Here is a 16557-nt window from a genome sequence, read left to right on the forward strand (position 1 = left end):
CGCGTCGACCTGGGCTCAGCCCTCGATGTCACCCCGGTAGGCGGCCAGTGCCAACCGCTTCCACTCCTCCAGCAGCTGCTTCCGCCGCGCGGGCGCGCCGCCCAGCTCGGCGTCCAGCGCGAGGCCGCGGGTGAAGTTCACCGTCAGCCAGAACAACGTCTCCAGGCGCTCGCGGGGCAGTTCCGGTGCGATGGTCTTGATCTGCGCGAGCGTCTCGCGCCCCAGCGCGCGGTCGACCGGCCGGATCGCCGCCCGCAGTGCGGGATCCGTCCGGGCCGCGATCCACAGCTCGGTCGCCGCCGTGGCGAGGGTGCCCGAATACCCGGCCCACAACAGGTCGATCGCCGCGGGGATGGCCGCCTCGCCGCGCGGCAGGTCCGCGAAGGACTCCGCCAGCGCCGCCATGCGCCGTGTCGTGAGATGCGCCACAGCGGCCGCCATCAGATCGGCCTTGTCCGCGAAGTGGTGCTGCGCCGCGCCCTTCGACACCCCGGCGCGGGCGCAGATTTCCTGCACCGACGTGCGGGCGTAACCGAGTTCGACCAGGCACTCGATGGTCGCGTCGAGCAGGGCCGTCCGGGTCTGCTCCCGGCGCTCGGCCTGCGTGCGGTGCCCCCGCGCGGTCACGTCGCCTCCCTTTACCGGCGCTGGTGCCGGATGTACATTCCAGCCGGAACTTACATTCCGACCGTCATGTTTTCCACCCGCTGGAGGTCACCGATGCCGTTGCCCGCACCGAAGAGCCCCTGGGCGCAGGACCTGGGCGAGTTCCGCGAGCTGGCCCGCTCGTTCTGCCAGAAGGAGCTCGTGCCGCACCAGGAGCGGTGGAACGAGCAGAAGTCCGTCGACCGCGAGCTGTGGACGAAGGCGGGCGAGGTCGGGCTGCTCGCGATCTCCATCCCGGAGGAGTACGGCGGCGGTGGCGGCACGTTCGCCCACGAAGCCGTGCTGTACGAGGAGCAGGCCAAAAGCGGCGACGGTTCGTGGGGCGTGTCCGTCCACAACGGGATCGTGGCGCACTACCTGCTCAACTACGCCACCGAAGAGAAGAAGAAGGAGTGGCTGCCCAAGCTCGCCAGCGGCGAATGGGTCGGTGCGATCGGCATGACCGAGCCGGGCACCGGCTCCGACCTGCAGGGCATCAAGACCCGCGCGGTGCGCGAGGGCGACGAGTACGTCATCAACGGCGCCAAGACCTTCATCAGCAACGGCGGCATGGCCGACCTGGTCGTGCTGGCCTGCAAGACCGACCCGGACGCGGGCGCGGCCGGGGTGTCGCTGATCGTCGCCGAGACCAGCCGCGAGGGCTTCCGCCGCGGCCGCGTGCTCGACAAGGTCGGCCTCAAGGGCCAGGACACCGCCGAGCTGTTCTTCGACGACGTGCGCGTGCCCGCGGCGAACCTGCTCGGCGAGGAGGGGCAGGGCTTCATCCAGATGATGCAGCAGCTCCCGCAGGAGCGGCTGATCATCGCGGTCACCGCGGTCGCCGGCATGGAGGCCGCGATCGACCTCACCATCGAGTACACCAAGGGCCGCACCGCGTTCGGCCGCCCGGTCTACAACTTCCAGAACAGCAAGTTCAAGCTCGCCGACGCGGCCACCGAGGCCGCGGTCGCGCGTGCCTTCCTCGACCAGTGCATCGAGCGGCACCTCAAGGGTGAGCTGGACGTGCAGGGCGCGGCGATGGTCAAGCTGTGGACCACCGAGCGGGCCAACAAGGTCGTCGACGACTGCGTCCAGCTGCACGGCGGCTACGGCTACATGACCGAGTACCCGATCGCGCGCGCGTGGACCGATCTGCGCATCTCCCGCATCTTCGGCGGGACCAGCGAGATCATGCGCGAAGTCATCTCGCGGACGCTCTGATGGCGGGACCACTGAGCGGTCTGCGGGTCGTCGAGCTGGCCGGCCTGGCCCCGGCGCCGTTCGCCGGCACCCTGCTGGCCGACCTGGGCGCCGACGTGGTGCGTGTCGACCGGGCCAAGCCGGGGGCCGACGTCCTCGGCGTCCCCGCCGATCCGCTGATGCGCGGGCGCCGCACGATCGGCGTGGACACCAAGAACCCCGACGGCGTCGAGGTCGTGCTGCGGCTCGCCGAACGCGCGGACGTGTTCATCGAGGGCTTCCGGCCGGGCGTCGCCGAGCGGATGGGGCTGGGGCCGGAGCAGGTGCGGGCGCGCAACCCGCGCCTGATCTACGGCCGGGTGACCGGCTGGGGCCAGGACGGGCCGCTGGCGTCGGCGGCCGGGCACGACATCAACTACCTCAGCGTGGCGGGCGCGCTCGAACCGATCGGGCGGGCGGGGGAGCGACCGGTGCCGCCGCTCAACCTGGTCGGCGACTTCGCCGGCGGCGGCATGCTGCTCGCGCTGGGCGTCCTGGCCGCGCTGCACGAGCGCACCACGTCCGGCCAGGGGCAGGTCGTGGACGCGGCGATGGTCGACGGCGCGGCCCTGCTGATGACGCAGCTGTTCGGGATGCGCTCGGCCGGGATGTGGCCCAACGAGCGGGGCGGCAACGTCCTCGACGGCGGGGCGCCGTTCTACGACACCTACGAGACCGCGGACGGCAGGTACGTCGCCGTCGGGGCGATCGAGATGCGGTTCTGGGGCGACCTCGTCAAGGTGCTCGACCTGGACCCGGCCGAGCTGCCGACGCACGTCGACGGGAACTCGTGGCCGCGGCTGCGGGAGATCCTGGCCGAGGCGATCGGCAAGCACACGCGGGACGAGCTGGTGGCGCGCGCCGAGGGCACGGACGCGTGCCTGACACCGGTGCTCAGCCCGTGGGAGGCGGCCGCGCACCCGCACAATGCCGCGCGGGGCACGTTCGTCGAGATCGGCGGAGTCGTCCAGCCCGCGCCGGCGCCCCGCTTCGACCGGACGCCGCCCGCGACACCGGAGCCACCCCACGAAAAGGGGGCGGACACCGAGGATGTCCTCGCCGAATTGGGGTACGACCCGGACGGGGTGGCGGCGCTCCGCGCGGCGGGGGTGATCGCCTCCTGACGTTCGCGGCGCAGATCGTTTAGAGTGGGACGGAGCCCGAACTGGGCACGCAGCGTCACCGCGTCCAGCCATCCGTGTGAAGGGGTGTCGAAAACGTCCCGGTGACGGCAGGATTGCCGTTGATCGGGGGCTTGCGGGGCAGAACGGCTCGTGGCATACCGCGAGCGCAGCGGAGCGAGGGGAACGAGACCATGTCGGCGAACACCAAGAAGATCGTCATCGTGGCCGTTGTCGCGCTCGTCCTGTTCTTCCTGATCACGCGACCGACCGAATCCGCCGCGGTGGTGCGCGACGCGCTCGGCTGGCTGCGCGACGGCGCGGAAGCCATCGTCACGTTCGTCCGCAGCCTCTTCTCCTGACCCCATCCGGCCACGGCCGGCACCGCCCGTGCGCGGTGCCGGCCGTGGCCGTGCGCGTTCCCGCAGTCGCTACGTTCCGTCATGATTCTCCGCATCTGAGCGGCACTGTTCGACCATCTGGGTGGATTGGCGGGATTAACGCGCTGGTCGTCGAAATCCTTGCCCGGAACCTCTGGCGCGACGGCCCGAATTCCCCCTACGGTGCTCACATTGCGTGACCAGCCGGTTCTCGCCGGCGAAACGGTCAATCGCTTCGATCATCGCCGTGGTGGCTTTCAGTTGGGGCACGAGGAGGCAGGGATGACCGGAGATCCCGGGGTGGATGCGGTGATTCGCCAGTGGGCGTCCGAGCTCGAGCGCACGCCCGAGGAAATGGAGGCCGACCGGATCGCCTCCGCCTGGCTCGCCGAACTGCCGCAGCAACCACCAGGGATTCCCGGCCAGCGCGAGCGCGCCGGCACGCGCACGTGGAAGCCGGTGGAGTCGGCCGATCCGGACTACCTGGACGCCATGCGCGAGCGGCTCCCCGAGGTTCCGCTGGAGCTGCTGGTCGCCGCCGCCGGCTGGTGGCAGATGATCGGCGACCTGGAGGAGGCCAAGGCCTGGTGGGACGCGGGCATCAGCCCGATCGACCAGCGGGCGCTGGACTACCGGCTGGCGGGGCTCACGCCGTCGGACCTGTCCCGCCGTCTCGGCCCGATGACCGTCCTGCAGCACCTGCGCCGCGGCAGTGCCCCGGCGTGGTGCGTGGCCCGGCTCGCGAGGCAGCAGCGCGCCGGCTGACCGTCGTGGCCGCGTAACGTCAGGAAACGCGGCCTCGTTGGTCAGGTGAGGCACGGTTAGCGCTCGCTTGACGCCCACGCACCTATCGTCGGCGCCGTCAGGCGCGACGTCGGTGGGAGGCAAGGTCCTTGGACACGGAGCAGATCGAGCACGACCCTGCGGACGTGTCCACCGAGGACGACACCGCCGACGCGCGGTCCGCCCGCCGGCGGATCGCCCCGGCGGTGCTCGGCCGGCTCGCGGTGGTGGTGGCCGTGCTGGCCGCGGCGGCCGGCGGGATCTGGTCGACCAGCGCGGTCACCCGGCCCGGCCCGACCGCGACCACCACCGAGATCCCGGACCTCGACAACGCGGCCGCCCAGGTCGAACCCGGCACGGCCGCGCCGGTCAACGCGACCGTCGAGGGCACGCCGGTGGCCCAGACCAGGCCGCAGGCCCAGCCGCAGCAGTCCGGTGGTGGTGCGGACCTGCTGTCGAAGTGGGCGGACCAGGTGGCCGACGTCACCGGCATCCCGGCCCGCGCGCTCGTCGCGTACGGCAACGCCGAGCTCGAGATCCGCGCCACCCAGCCGAAGTGCCGCATCTCGTGGGCCACGCTCGCCGGCATCGGGCGCGTGGAGTCCAACCACGGCCAGTACGGCGGCGCCGTGCTGCAGGCCAACGGGCTGCCGTCGAAGGCGATCGTCGGCGTCCCGCTGGACGGCTCGCCCGGCGTCCGCGCCATCGGCGACAGCGACGGCGGCCGGTTCGACGGGGACCCGGCCTACGACCGGGCGGTCGGGCCGATGCAGTTCCTGCCCAGCACCTGGGCCCGCTACGGCGGCGGGTACAACCCGCAGCAGATCGACGCCGCCGCGCTCGCCGCGGCGAAGTACCTGTGCACCGGAGGCCGGGACATGGCCACCGCGAGCGGCTGGTGGGCCGGGATCTTGTCCTACAACAACTCGGTCGACTACGCGCAGAAGGTGTTCGGCCTGGCCGACGCCTACGCCAAGGCCGCCCAGGTCGTCAAGGTCTCCTGACCCGCGAGTGCTAGCGTCGTGGGGTGCCCACGGGTTTGTTCACGCCGCGCCGCATCGCGATCGGCGTCCTGTGTGTCGCCGCGTTCGCGGTGTGCTGCGGGCTGGCCTGGTGGCAGTGGAACCGGTTCGAATCGGCGAGCGGCACGTTCCAGAACCTGGGGTACGTGCTGCAGTGGCCGCTGTTCGGGGTGTTCCCGGCGTTCATGGTGTGGCGGATCGTGAAGCTGCGCCGGGAGGCCGCCGAGGAGGACGCCGCCGAGTCGGGGCAGCGCGCGGAGTGGGGCGGCAAGCCGGTGAGCTCGGTGCCCGCGCCGCGGCCGCCGGTCCCGCGCCGCGTCCCGATCGACGACGGCGACGAGGAGCTCGCCGCCTACAACCGGTACCTGGCCGAGCTGCACGCTCGTGACCAGCAGCGCGAGAGCTAGAAAGGCAGATCGATGGTGGACACCGACGAACGCGAAGGCGCCCCGGCCACGAAGGCCACGCCGGTCCTGCGGGGGCCGCTGCTGCGCTACCGCGCGCTGGCCTACGCCACCGGTGTCGCGCTGCTGCTGCTGACGGCGGCCTTCATCCTCAAGTACGGGTTCGACTCCGTCGGGATGATGAGCTGGGCGGGTGTCACCCACGGCGTGTTCTACATGGTCTACCTGGTGTTCGCGGTGGACCTCGCGCTGAAGGCCCGGTGGTCGATCAAGGGCACGATCCTGGTGCTGCTCGCCGGGACCATCCCGTTCCTGTCGTTCGTGGCCGAGCGCGCGGTGACGCACCGCGTCCGGGCGGGCCGCAAGCTCTGACGAGCTGTCCCCTCGCCGGACGCGGCGCCGTGCGCCGGCGCAGCCGGGCACCGGTTGCGATCAGTGGCGCAGGCTGAACGGCACCACCGTCGACCCGTGCAGGGTGGCCGCGTCCAGCGTCGCCGGCGTGAAGCCGGCCAGGTGGGACGTCATCAGGCCGACCGGATCGGGGACGGGGTCCAGCCGGCCGGACAGGAACGCCCACTCGTGCTCGTCCGAGCCGAAGTACACCGGCGTGGCGAACACCTCGCCGAACCGCCGCCACGCGACGCGCAACGTGTCGTTGCGCCACAGCGTCGGGCAACCGCCCTGGCAGCAAACCACGCCGCCCGGCGCGAGCAGCCCGGCGCACCGCCTCAGGAACTCCGCCCCGTACAGCCGGTTGTGCTGGGCCTCGGCGTCGAAGTTCTCGTCCGGCAGGTCGATCACCACCACGTCGTACCCGCCCGGCGACGCCGACACGAACGAGAACCCGTCCTCGTAGTGCACCCGCACCGGGCCCTCGCCCCGCTCGGCCGCGTCCAGCTCCGCCGCCGTGTACCCGTAGGGCAGTAGCGACGCGCACGTCCGCACCGCCACCCGGTCGATGTCGACGTGGTCCACCACCTCGGCACCGAACGCCACGGCCAGCTGGCTGGCCACCCCCTCGCTGGACCCGATGATCAGCACCCGCCGCACCTGGGCGGCCAGCAGCATCGCCGGCACCATCAGCGCCTCGTGGTAGACGAGCTGGCTCGCCTCCGTGCTCTGCCGCTCGTCGTCGCAGAACAGGGACACACCCTGCGACGTCCGGCCGATCAGCATCCGCTGGAACCCGGTGTGCTCGTCGAACAGCACCTCCGACACGTCCCACACCCGGGTCAGCCCCGGGCCGAGGGGCTCAACGATCTGCCGTGACATGCTTCTCCCCACGCTCGACCACCGACATCTCCACCGCTGACGTGCCCAGCGCCGCCGCCAGCAGCCGCACCGCCACCTCCGGGTCCGCCTGGTCCCCGCAGGTGAACACGTCGGCGAACAGCGCCCCGATCTCCGGGTAGGTGTGCACCGAGGCGTGCGACTCGGCCAGCAGCGCCAGCACGGTCACCCCCTGTGGCTCGAAGCGGTGCGCGACCACGTCGCACACCGTCGCCCCGGCCTCGCTCACCGCGGTCCGCAGGGCGTCGCGCAGGAACGCCGGATCGTCGAGCAACCCCGGGTCGATGCTCCGCAGCTCGGCCAGCACGTGCCGGCCGGCGAAGGCGCCGATCTCACGTGTCATCGGCGAGCCGTCCTCCTTCCAGACAGTAGGTGCGCAGGGGCGGGATCCCGTTGAACGCCACCGACGAGTAGCTGGCGGTGTAGGCGCCGGTGTCGAGGATGTCGATCCGGTCGCCGGCCCGCAGCGACAGCGGCAGCTCGTACGGGGTGCGCTGGTACAGCACGTCGTCACCATCGCAGGTCGGTCCGGCGAGCACGACGGGGCCCCGCTCGCCGTCGCGGCCCAGCGGGTCGAGCCGGTAGGGGATGGCCTCGTTCTCCGTCTCGGCCAGCCCGTTGTAGCGGCCGACGTCGAGGTACACCCAGCGCCGCCCGAAGCGGTGTGATACCAGCACGACCTCGGTGCGGATCAGCCCGGCCCCGGCGACCACGGCCCGGCCCGGTTCGAGCAGGATCTCCGGTTCGTCCGGGAAGTGAGCCCGCACCGCGGTCCGGATCGCCGACGCGTACTCGGCGAGCGAGGGCACCGGTGAACGGTAGGCGACACCGAAGCCGCCGCCGATGTTGAGCCGCCGCAACCGCACACCCTGCGCGGCGCAGGCGGCGAAGATCTTGGCCGCGGCCGCGATGCCCGGCTCCCACGCGCCCGGATCCGGCTGCTGGGACCCGACGTGGAACGCGACACCGGCCGCGTCCAGGCCCAGCCGGTCCGCCTCCACCAGCAGCGCGGCCGCCGCGTCCGGTTCGCAGCCGAACTTCTGGCCGAACGGGGTCGCCGACGCCGGGCCGTCCACCAGGATCCGCACCGACACCGACGCGCCGGGCGCGTGCTCGGCCAGGTTCGCCACATCGCCGGGGGCGTCCGTGGTGAAGTCCCGCACACCCCGGTCGGAGGCGAACGCGATGTCGGCCGGCTTCTTGATGGTGTTGCCGTAGGACAGCGCGGCCGCCGGAGCTCCGGCGGCGAGGCAGGCGCTGATCTCGGCCGGGCCGGCCACGTCGAACCCGCCGCCCGCCGCGAGCACCGCGCGCAGCACCGCCGGTTCGGGGTTCGCCTTGACCGCGTAACACAGCCGCGCGTGCGGGAACCCGGCGACGAGCTCCCGCACGCGCGCGGCGACGGTGTCGGTGTCCACGACCAGGCACGGGGTGGCCGGTTCGTGGTCGTTCAGGAAACGCCTGATCCGCTCATGCCCTGGGGTCACCCCCGCAGGGTCTCAGGAGCCGATCCCGGTGAGCGAACGGACCTCCATCTCGGCGTGCTTGCGCGGGTCGGCCTTGTCCTTGCCGGCCAGCGTGCCGACGAACCCGCACAGGAACGAGAACGGGATCGACACCAGGCCCGGGTTCTTCAGCGGGAACCAGTGGAAGTCCACGCCCTTGATGATCGAGTCGGGCGAACCGGACACCACCGGCGAGAAGATCACCAGCACCAGGCACGCGGCCAGGCCGCCGTAGATGGCCCACAGCGTGCCGGTGGTGTTGAAGCGCTTCCAGAACAGCGAGTACAGCAGCGTCGACAGGTTCGCCGAGGCCGCGACCGCGAACGCCAGGGCGACCAGGAACGCGATGTTCTGCCCGTTGGCGAGGATGCCGCCGAGGATGGCCAGCACGCCGATCGCGACGGCGGTGAGCCGGGCGACCCGCACCTCGTCGGCCGGATCGGCGTGCCCGCGCTTGAAGATGTTCGCGTACACGTCGTGGGCGAACGAGGCCGACGCGGTGAGCGTCAGGCCCGCCACGACCGCCAGGATCGTCGCGAACGCCACCGCCGCGATGATCCCCAGCAGCACCGTGCCGCCGATGTGCAGGGCCAGCAGCGGCGCCGCGGAGTTCTCGCCACCGGGCGCGGCCTTGATCTCGTCGGTGCCGACCAGGGCCGCCGCGCCGAACCCGATCACCAGGGTGCACAGGTAGAACACGAACATGCAGGCCGTGGCCCACACCACCGAGCGGCGCGCCTCCTGCGAGTTCGGCACGGTGTAGAAGCGCATCAGCACGTGCGGCAGCGCGGCCGCGCCGAGGATCAGCGCGACGGCCAGCGACACGAAGTCCAGTTTGGTGGTGCCGGTCGCGCCGTACTGCCCGCCCGGCTCGAGCAGCTTCTCGCCCATCGGGCTGCGGTACGCCGCCTGCGAGAGCAGGTTCGACACGCTGAAGCCGAACTTGCCGAACAGGAACACGGTCATCAGCACCGCGGCCAGGATGAGGATGCTGGCCTTGATGATCTGCACGTAGGTGGTGCCCTTCATGCCGCCCACCAGCACGTACAGCACCATGACGATGCCCACCACCGCGATGATCAGCGCCTGGCCGAACCCGCCGTGGATGTCGAGCAGCAGCGCGATCAGGCCACCGGCGCCGGCCATCTGCGCCAGCATGTAGAACAGCGAGATCACCAGCGTGGACGTCGCGGCGGCGGCGCGCACCGGCCGCTGCTTCATCCGGAAGCTCAGCACGTCGCCCATCGTGAAGCGGCCGGTGTTGCGCAGCAGCTCGGCGATGAGCAGCAGGTCCACCAGCCACGCGACCAGGAAGCCGATCGAGTAGAGGAACCCGTCGTAGCCGTGCACGGCGATGGCACCCGCGATGCCCAGGAACGACGCCGCGGAGAGGAAGTCGCCGGACAGCGCGATGCCGTTCTGCCGTCCGGTGAAAGCGCTGCCCGCGGCGTAGTAGTCGGAGCGCGAGGAGTTCCGGCTGCTCACGCGGTACACGACGAACAGCGTGATCGCCACGAAGAGCGCGAAGACGACCGTGTTCAGGACCGGGTTGCTGGTCGCGGTGGTGCCCGCGGCGAGAAGGTGGTTCATCGGGTCACTGCACTCCTGCCTGGCGGCGGACCTCGTCCACCTCGGGGTCGATCCGGCGCCGCGCGAACCGCAGGTAGAGCGCGGTGATCACGGCGGTCGAGACGAACTGGAGGATCCCCAGGACCATCCCCACGTTGACCTCGCCGACGAGCTTGATGCTCATGAAGCCGTGCGCGTACGCGGCGAGGAGCACGTAGGCGAGGTACCACAGGACGAACGCGAGGCTCATCGGGAACACGAACCGCCGGAACCGCCCGCGCAGGGTGGTGAACTCCTCGCTGCGCTGGATGGCGACGAAGTCGGGACCCGCCGGGCGGCGCGGGCGGGGCGGCTGCTCGGCGGGGTTGCCGAACAGCGGACGCATCTGACCCGTGTCTTCCACGGGGTTGCGCGTCGCAGCGGTGGGGGCGACGTTCTGCATCTCTGCCTCCCGGCAAGCGTGCGAACTCGGCGAAACTTTTTCGGCGGCGCACATGCTAGCTACGGCGACCTGGGCCTCCGACAGCGGAGGACCCCAGCAGAGTGAAGCGGTGCTCCGCCACCCGGTCGGGTTAATACGCTGATCGAGCGAAAGGAGGGCAGGATTCCGCCGATACACGTAACGCCGCGTGAGTGACGCGGGGTGCCGTCCCTGGAAGGGGTGAGGAGCGATGCGCCGCGTAACACCGCGCCGGTTGTGGAAAATCCCTGGCAGACAACGGTGACCGGGCAGGAATCCACCTCACAGCGAAAGCCACAAGATCGGGGGGTCTTCGATCGCCGGGCAACCCCGCGTCCGCACGGTCGGTACGAATTTCCGGGCTGGTCCCGGGAAACTGTGGGCTAAGTGGGTGACAGGTCCACGTCGTGGACGGGGCCGGCGGTAACCAAAACTCCCGGCTCTGCCGCTCTGACAAGCGGTTTTGCGTGAACCCCTGGTGACGAGCGGTATTTCCGCAGGTCAGCACCGCCCGGTTCGGCGGGCTTCCGGTCAGCCCGTTTGGTGTACGCTTCCTGGGCCACGCTGACTCGCTGTGACCGAGCGTAAACCGGTGTTGTGCGAAGCATCGTGCACACCGCATGATGCACGGCACTGGCGCCGGGCCGGTCCGGCGGGACGGCGGGGCGGCCGGGACAGCACCGTCGGCTGGGGCTGCACGAGAAGCGACGAGTTCATCCGTGATGAGGAGAGCCATGCGGTCAGTGCCTTGCGGTGCCGCCGCGTGCTCCGGCACGGGTCCGGCCCGCCACGGACGCGAACACCAAACGCCGGACAGGGAGTCACCTCTGTGACCGTTGCAGGACAGGGCCAGGTGCCTGTGGGACAGCTCCTCGGTCAGCAACCGCCGGAGCCGTCGAAGTGGGCCGCGCTGACGCGCTGGCGGGACTGGAGGCTGTCGGCCAAGCTCGCCGCCGTCTCCCTGGTGCCCATCGTCGTCGCCATGGTGCTGGGCGGTATCACCATCGGCAACCAGGTCGAGCGCTCCGGCAACTACGAGCGGATGAACCGGCTCGTCGAGCTCAACGGCACCGTCCGCACCCTCGTCGACGCGCTGCAGCAGGAGCGCACCCAGACCGTCGCCCTGCTCACCCAGGGCACCGTGGGCAGCTCGCCCCAGCTCGACGCCGCCCGCCAGCTGGTCGACCGCGCGACCGGTCCGCTCACCAGCGCCACCGCGCACGCCGCGGACGCCGACGACGGGATCCGCGCGCCCGGCGAGGCCGCCGCGACCGCCGTCGGCCGGCTCGGCGAGGTGCGCAGGCAGGTCGCCGAGGGACGGCTGGACGCGGTCCAGGCGCTGGCCGCCTACAGCGAGATGACCGACTCGCTGATCGGGCTGGACACCGCGCTGGTCGCGGGCATCGGCGACGACGCCATCGGCGGTACCCCGAGCGCCGTGCACGACCTGGTGGTCGTCAAGGAGGAGGCGTCGACCGCGCAGTCGCTGCTCGGCTACGGCATCTCGCGCGGCAACCTCACCCCCACCCAGCTCAACGACCTGCGCACCGCCGAGCTCCGGCTGGCCGACCGGCTCACCGACTTCCGCGCCGCCGCGGACTCCGCGCAGGAGGCCCAGTTCGACCGCTCGGTCATGGGGCAGGACTTCAACACTCGCAGCCGCCTCGTCAACGGGGTGCTCGCCGCGGAGGGCTCGTCGGTGCCCAGCGCGCTGCGCGGCATCTCGGCCGAGCAGTGGTCGACGGTGTCGGCGTCGGTGATCACCGCGCTGAACACGGTCAGCGACAGCCTCGGCGACCAGCTCGCGACCACGTCGGCCGACCTCGCCGACAACGCGGGCACCGACGCCGGCCTGCTCGCGGTGCTGCTGTTCGCCGCGCTCGTCGTCACCGCCGCGGTCGTCATCCTGATCACCCGCCAGCTGCTGCACTCGCTGCGCGTGCTGCGAGCCGGCGCGCTGGACGTCGCCGACCGGCAGCTGCCCGCGGCCGTGCAGAACATCCAGGAGGGCCGCGAGCAGACCACCGACGTCCAGCCCGTGCCGGTCGGCACCAAGGACGAGATCGGTGAGGTGGCCAAGGCGTTCGACGCGGTGCACAGCCAGGCGCTGCGCCTCGCGGTCGAGCAGGCCAACATGCGCACCGGGTACAGCAGCGTGTTCATCAACCTCTCCCGCCGCAGCCAGAGCCTGGTGCAGCGGCAGCTGCAGCTGATCGAGCGGCTGGAGCGGGACGAGGAGGACGCCGACCAGCTCGCGACGCTGTTCCAGCTCGACCACCTCGCGACCCGCATGCGGCGCAACAACGAAAACCTGATGGTGCTCTCCGGCGCCGAGCCGGGCCGCCGGTCCGGCCAGCCGGTCTCCACTTCGGACGTGCTGCGCGCCGCGGTGTCGGAGATCGAGCAGTACCAGCGGGTCGTGGTCCAGACCCCGCCGGACGCGCGGATCGTCGGTTTCGCCTCGAGCGACCTGATGCGCCTGGTCGCGGAGCTGCTGGACAACGCGACCGCGTTCTCCGCGCCCGAGACGCAGGTGACGGTGACCACGCGGGCGTCCGACCAGGGCGGGCTGGTCATCGACATCATCGACAAGGGCATCGGCATGAACGAGGCCGAGGTCGCCGAGGCCAACGTCCGGCTGACCGAGGCCGGCACGGTCGACCTCGCGACGTCGCGCCGGATGGGCCTGTTCGTGGTCGGCCGGCTCGCCGGGCGTCACAACATCGGCGTCGTCCTGCACGGTGGCAAGGACATCGTGGGTGTGCGCGCTACCGTCACCGTGCCGCCGGACCTGGTGTTGGACCTGCCCGCGCCTTCTCCCGCGCCTTCTCCCGCGCCGGAGCAGGCCGCCGGACTGCCGCGGCGGCGCACGGTCAACGGCGCCGGACGGCCGGGCGCGCTCGCCGGGTTCGGCGAGGTGCCGGGTGCGGGCGACGGTGCCAGCGCACCGGCCGCGTGGGCGCAGAACGGTCACTCCGGTGTGCTGCCGCCGCGGCCGCCGTCGGACCTGGAGATTTCCGGTACGGCGCTGTTCACGCCGTTGCCGGCGGACGAGGGGCAGCCGGTTCCCGAGCCGCCGGCCCCGGAGCCGGTCGCCGAGGAGCCCGCCCCCGCGCCCGCCGAGCCGGAGCCGGGTGAGCTGCCGAGCGGCAAGGCGTTGTTCACGGCCAACAGCAGCCCGCTGTCGGACTGGTGGAGCTCGGCCGCCAACGAGCCGAAGCCGGCCGCGCCGCCGTCGCGCCGCGAGACGACGCCGATCTTCGACGAGACGTTGTCGGCGTGGTTCCGCAGCGACGACCCGCCGGCCGCCAAGGCGGCGGAGGAGCCGGAGAGCGGCGGCAAGGCCACCAGCGGCTGGGACTTCGCGGCGGACGAGAGTTTCCGCGCGGTGCAGGCGGCCTCCCAGGTGGAGCCGAAGAGCTTCACCGACGCCGGCCTGCCGAAGCGCCGCCGGGGTGAGCAGTTGCTGCCCGGCAGCGCCGGCAGCGAGGCCCCGGCGCCCGCGGCGCAGCGCGAGCTGCCGACCCGCGACCCGGCCGAGATGCGGGGCCGCCTGAGCAGCTTCCAGCACGGGGTGAACCGCGCCCGCCACGCGAAGGCCGCCGGCGAGGGTTCGGATGCCGCTGCCCCGGGTGCGGGGGCCGCTTCGGCCCCGGGTACTGCGGGAAGTGCCGCGCCGGTGGCGGGTGCCGCTTCGGAGAAGGGCGACGCCGAGGGCGCCGCCCCGACGAGCAGTGCCGCGTCGGCCGGCTCGGAAAGCGCTTCGCGCCCAGCGGAAGGCGGGCTACCGCGCCGGCAGCCGCGGCCTGCCCCGGAGTCGGAAAGCGCTTCGCCGGCGGAAGGTGCCCTGCCGCGCCGGCAGCCGCGTCCCGGTCCGGAAAGCGCTGCCACGTCGGCGGCCCCGCAGCTGGACAGCGGCCTGCCGCAGCGTCGCCCCAAGGCGGAGACGGACGCCGGGCTCCCCCGTCGCGAGGCCAAGGCCGAGTCGAACCTGCCGCAGCGCGAAGCCCAGGGGACCGACGCCGGCCTCCCGCGCCGCCGTCCCAAGGCGGACCCGGCGGGGGCGGAGAGCGGGCTGCCCCGCCGCCCGAAGCCCGAGGCGGACAGCGGCCGCCCCACCTCCGAGAAGGAGGACAGCAGCCAGCCCCCCGCCGCGGCCCAGCCGGATGCGGCCCAGCCCGCGCGGCAGTCGGCTACCCAGCCGGACGCGGCGCTGCCGCAGCGGCAGCCCACCACCGAGTCGGACCCGGCGCTGCCCCAGCGGCAGCCGGACGCCGGCCTGCCCCAGCGGCAGCCGCGCCCGGCCGAGGGGCCGTCGGTGCCCGGCGGGCAGCCGGACACCGGCTTGCCCCGGCGCCAGCCACGCCCGGCCGAGGGCCTGCCGCAGCGCCAGCCGCGGCCTGCGGCGGGCGCGGGCTTGTTCGCCGCCGAGCAGACCGGCACCGGGCTCTTCCAGCCGGTGGGCACGGACCAGTCGCGGCCGGACGCGGGCGCCCCGTCGCCCCGCCACCAGCCGGCCGAGGGCGAGCCACTGCCCCAGCGGGGGGACCGCACCGGCTCGCAGCAAGACCCCACTGACCCCCAGCAGCCGGACCCCACCGCCCAGCGGCAGACCGATCCCGCGGGCCGGCCGCAGCGGCCGGGCGGCCCGGCCGCGGGTGGCGACGGTGCCTGGTCCTTCGCGACGGACGAGAGCTGGGCGGCCGTCCAGTCGGTGTCGTCGTCCGCGCCGTCCAGCTTCACCGCCGCGGGGCTGCCCAAGCGGCGCCGCGGTGAGCAGCTGCTGCCCGGCAGCGCCCTGTCCCCGGGGGGTGCCGCCACACCGGCGCCCAGGACACGCCGTGACCCGCAGGATGTGCGTGGCAGGCTGAGCAGTTTCCAGCAAGGTGTTCAGCGTGGGAGGCACCGGACCGCTCAGTCCGCCGACCCCGATCAAGGAACCATGGAGGGTGAATGACCACGCCGCAGCCACAGAACCAGTTCGGATGGCTGGTCAATGATTTCGCCGAGCGTGTGCCTGGCGTGGCGCACGCGGTGGTCGTTTCGGCCGACGGCCTGCTGCTGACCGCTTCGAACCGGTTGCCGCTCGATCGCGCCGACCAGCTCGCCGCGGTGGCGTCCGGCCTCGTCAGCCTGACCCAGGGCGCGGCGCGGTGCTTCGAGGCCGGTGCGGTGAACGAGACCGTCGTGGAGATGGAACTCGGGATCATGATCCTGATGTCCATCAGCGACGGCTCGTGCCTGGCCGTCCTGGCCGCCCCGAACTGCGACATCGGCCAGGTCGCCTACGAGATGACCATGCTGGTCGACCGGGTGGGCCAGATCCTCACCCCCGAACTGCGGGCTCAGCTGCAGGGTGCCGGTGGCGCCCTGATCGGCGAGCCGGTGGGATGATGCCGACATGACCACGGGATCCGAGAGTGGCTCCCCGGGCGGCGGCGAACCGGAACCGACGTTCGCCGACGTGATGAACAGCTTCAGCCTGGACTCCGGGCGTGGCCGTCGCAAGCGCAAGAAGTCGCGCGAACCGCGGCCCGAACCGGCCCCGGCCGAGGCCCCCGAGGTTCCGCAGGCCGAGCAGGCGCCGCCGGCGCCACAGCCGCCGCCGTCACCGGCGCCGGCACCCGCCCCGCAGCCGGAGTACCCGGCGCCGCCGGCGGGCCCGTTCGACTCCTCGCCGGGCACCGGGTTCTTCGAGCCCGTCCAGCCCGCCCAGGCCGCGGACCCGGCGCCGCCGTTCCGGCGCGAGGAGCCCGAGATCCACCCTGCCGAGGAGACCGCCGTGGTGCGCCCGTACGCGCTCACCGGCGGCCGCACCAAGGCCCGGGTCGCACTGGAACTGGAGACGCTGGTCTCCGTCCAGGACGCCGTCCTCGCCCGGCTCGACGCCGGTGCGCTGACGGTGCAGTTCGAGCACCGCTCGATCATGGAAGAATGTCGGACACCGCGGTCGGTCGCGGAGATCGCAGCGCTGCTGCGGGTCCCGATCGGCGTGGCCAGAGTCCTCATCAGCGACGCCGCCGATGCTGGTCTGGTCACCGTGCACCGCACGGTGTCGACCAACGACGACGCCGAGGCGCATCTCATGTTGATGGAAAGGGTGTTGAGTGGACTCCGTCGGCTTTAAGGCACCGCGGCA

At 72.3% G+C, this 16557-nt stretch carries 16 protein-coding genes; 10 read left to right on the forward strand and 6 right to left on the reverse strand.

Going from position 1 to position 16557, the window contains the following annotated elements; all coding sequences use genetic code 11:
• Positions 1–15: 15 nt before the first annotated feature.
• On the reverse strand, positions 16–627 hold the full coding sequence (locus tag FB470_RS20565; RefSeq protein WP_306993867.1) for a TetR/AcrR family transcriptional regulator: 612 nt from the start codon (positions 625–627) through the stop codon (positions 16–18).
• A 93-nt stretch (positions 628–720) separates the two neighbouring features.
• Between FB470_RS20565 and FB470_RS20570 the strand changes: the two genes are divergently transcribed.
• The 7 genes from FB470_RS20570 (at position 721) to FB470_RS20600 (ending at position 5966) form a co-directional block, all read left to right on the forward strand.
• Positions 721–1866, forward strand: a complete 1146-nt coding sequence (locus FB470_RS20570; RefSeq protein ID WP_306993869.1) for an acyl-CoA dehydrogenase family protein — start codon at positions 721–723, stop codon at positions 1864–1866.
• Entirely contained in the window at positions 1866–3008 is a 1143-nt protein-coding gene (locus FB470_RS20575) for a CaiB/BaiF CoA transferase family protein (protein ID WP_442320136.1), read from the forward strand. The genes FB470_RS20570 and FB470_RS20575 overlap by 1 nt, the downstream gene beginning before the upstream one ends.
• 191 nt (positions 3009–3199) lie before the next feature.
• On the forward strand, positions 3200–3367 hold the full coding sequence (locus FB470_RS20580) for a hypothetical protein (protein WP_306993871.1): 168 nt from the start codon (positions 3200–3202) through the stop codon (positions 3365–3367).
• 300 nt (positions 3368–3667) lie between these two features.
• A complete protein-coding gene (locus FB470_RS20585) occupies positions 3668–4150 on the forward strand; it encodes a helix-turn-helix transcriptional regulator (RefSeq protein ID WP_306993873.1) in 483 nt (160 codons plus the stop codon).
• A 128-nt stretch (positions 4151–4278) separates the two neighbouring features.
• Positions 4279–5172 (forward strand): lysozyme family protein, encoded by an 894-nt coding sequence (locus FB470_RS20590; protein WP_306993875.1) that lies wholly within the window; start codon positions 4279–4281, stop codon positions 5170–5172.
• Between the two features lie 23 nt (positions 5173–5195).
• Positions 5196–5597, forward strand: a complete 402-nt coding sequence (locus FB470_RS20595) for a hypothetical protein (RefSeq protein ID WP_306993877.1) — start codon at positions 5196–5198, stop codon at positions 5595–5597.
• 12 nt (positions 5598–5609) lie between these two features.
• Positions 5610–5966, forward strand: a complete 357-nt coding sequence (locus FB470_RS20600; protein ID WP_306993879.1) for a DUF3817 domain-containing protein — start codon at positions 5610–5612, stop codon at positions 5964–5966.
• 60 nt (positions 5967–6026) lie between these two features.
• Here FB470_RS20600 and FB470_RS20605 read toward each other — a convergent pair whose 3' ends face one another.
• Genes FB470_RS20605 through FB470_RS20625 form a run of 5 tightly spaced genes read right to left on the reverse strand, consistent with a single transcriptional unit; the run spans position 6027 to position 10400 of the window.
• Positions 6027–6866 carry a spermidine synthase gene (locus FB470_RS20605; protein ID WP_306993881.1) on the reverse strand — a complete coding sequence of 280 codons (840 nt, stop codon included), beginning with the start codon at positions 6864–6866 and terminating at the stop codon, positions 6027–6029.
• Positions 6847–7227, reverse strand: coding sequence for an adenosylmethionine decarboxylase (gene speD, locus FB470_RS20610; RefSeq protein ID WP_306993883.1), 381 nt, complete (start codon positions 7225–7227; stop codon positions 6847–6849). The genes FB470_RS20605 and speD overlap by 20 nt, the downstream gene beginning before the upstream one ends.
• Positions 7217–8371: a type III PLP-dependent enzyme gene (locus FB470_RS20615; RefSeq protein WP_306993885.1), complete on the reverse strand. Its 1155-nt coding sequence runs from the start codon at positions 8369–8371 to the stop codon at positions 7217–7219. The genes speD and FB470_RS20615 overlap by 11 nt, the downstream gene beginning before the upstream one ends.
• A 12-nt stretch (positions 8372–8383) precedes the next feature.
• Positions 8384–9979 carry a solute symporter family protein gene (locus tag FB470_RS20620; RefSeq protein ID WP_306993887.1) on the reverse strand — a complete coding sequence of 532 codons (1596 nt, stop codon included), beginning with the start codon at positions 9977–9979 and terminating at the stop codon, positions 8384–8386.
• A gap of 4 nt (positions 9980–9983) precedes the next feature.
• Positions 9984–10400 carry a DUF485 domain-containing protein gene (locus FB470_RS20625; protein ID WP_306993889.1) on the reverse strand — a complete coding sequence of 139 codons (417 nt, stop codon included), beginning with the start codon at positions 10398–10400 and terminating at the stop codon, positions 9984–9986.
• An 877-nt stretch (positions 10401–11277) separates the two neighbouring features.
• On the opposite strand from FB470_RS20625, the gene FB470_RS20630 reads away from it, so the two are divergent.
• The 3 genes from FB470_RS20630 to FB470_RS20640 are packed head-to-tail and all read left to right on the forward strand — an operon-like array spanning position 11278 to position 16545.
• On the forward strand, positions 11278–15375 hold the full coding sequence (locus FB470_RS20630; RefSeq protein WP_306999397.1) for a sensor histidine kinase: 4098 nt from the start codon (positions 11278–11280) through the stop codon (positions 15373–15375).
• On the forward strand, positions 15372–15812 hold the full coding sequence (locus tag FB470_RS20635) for a roadblock/LC7 domain-containing protein (protein ID WP_306993891.1): 441 nt from the start codon (positions 15372–15374) through the stop codon (positions 15810–15812). Before FB470_RS20630 ends, FB470_RS20635 begins: the two co-directional genes overlap by 4 nt.
• A 7-nt stretch (positions 15813–15819) precedes the next feature.
• On the forward strand, positions 15820–16545 hold the full coding sequence (locus tag FB470_RS20640; protein ID WP_306993893.1) for a DUF742 domain-containing protein: 726 nt from the start codon (positions 15820–15822) through the stop codon (positions 16543–16545).
• Positions 16546–16557 lie beyond the last annotated feature (12 nt).

The organism is Amycolatopsis thermophila, from assembly GCF_030814215.1.
Lineage (GTDB): Bacteria > Actinomycetota > Actinomycetes > Mycobacteriales > Pseudonocardiaceae > Amycolatopsis_E > Amycolatopsis_E thermophila.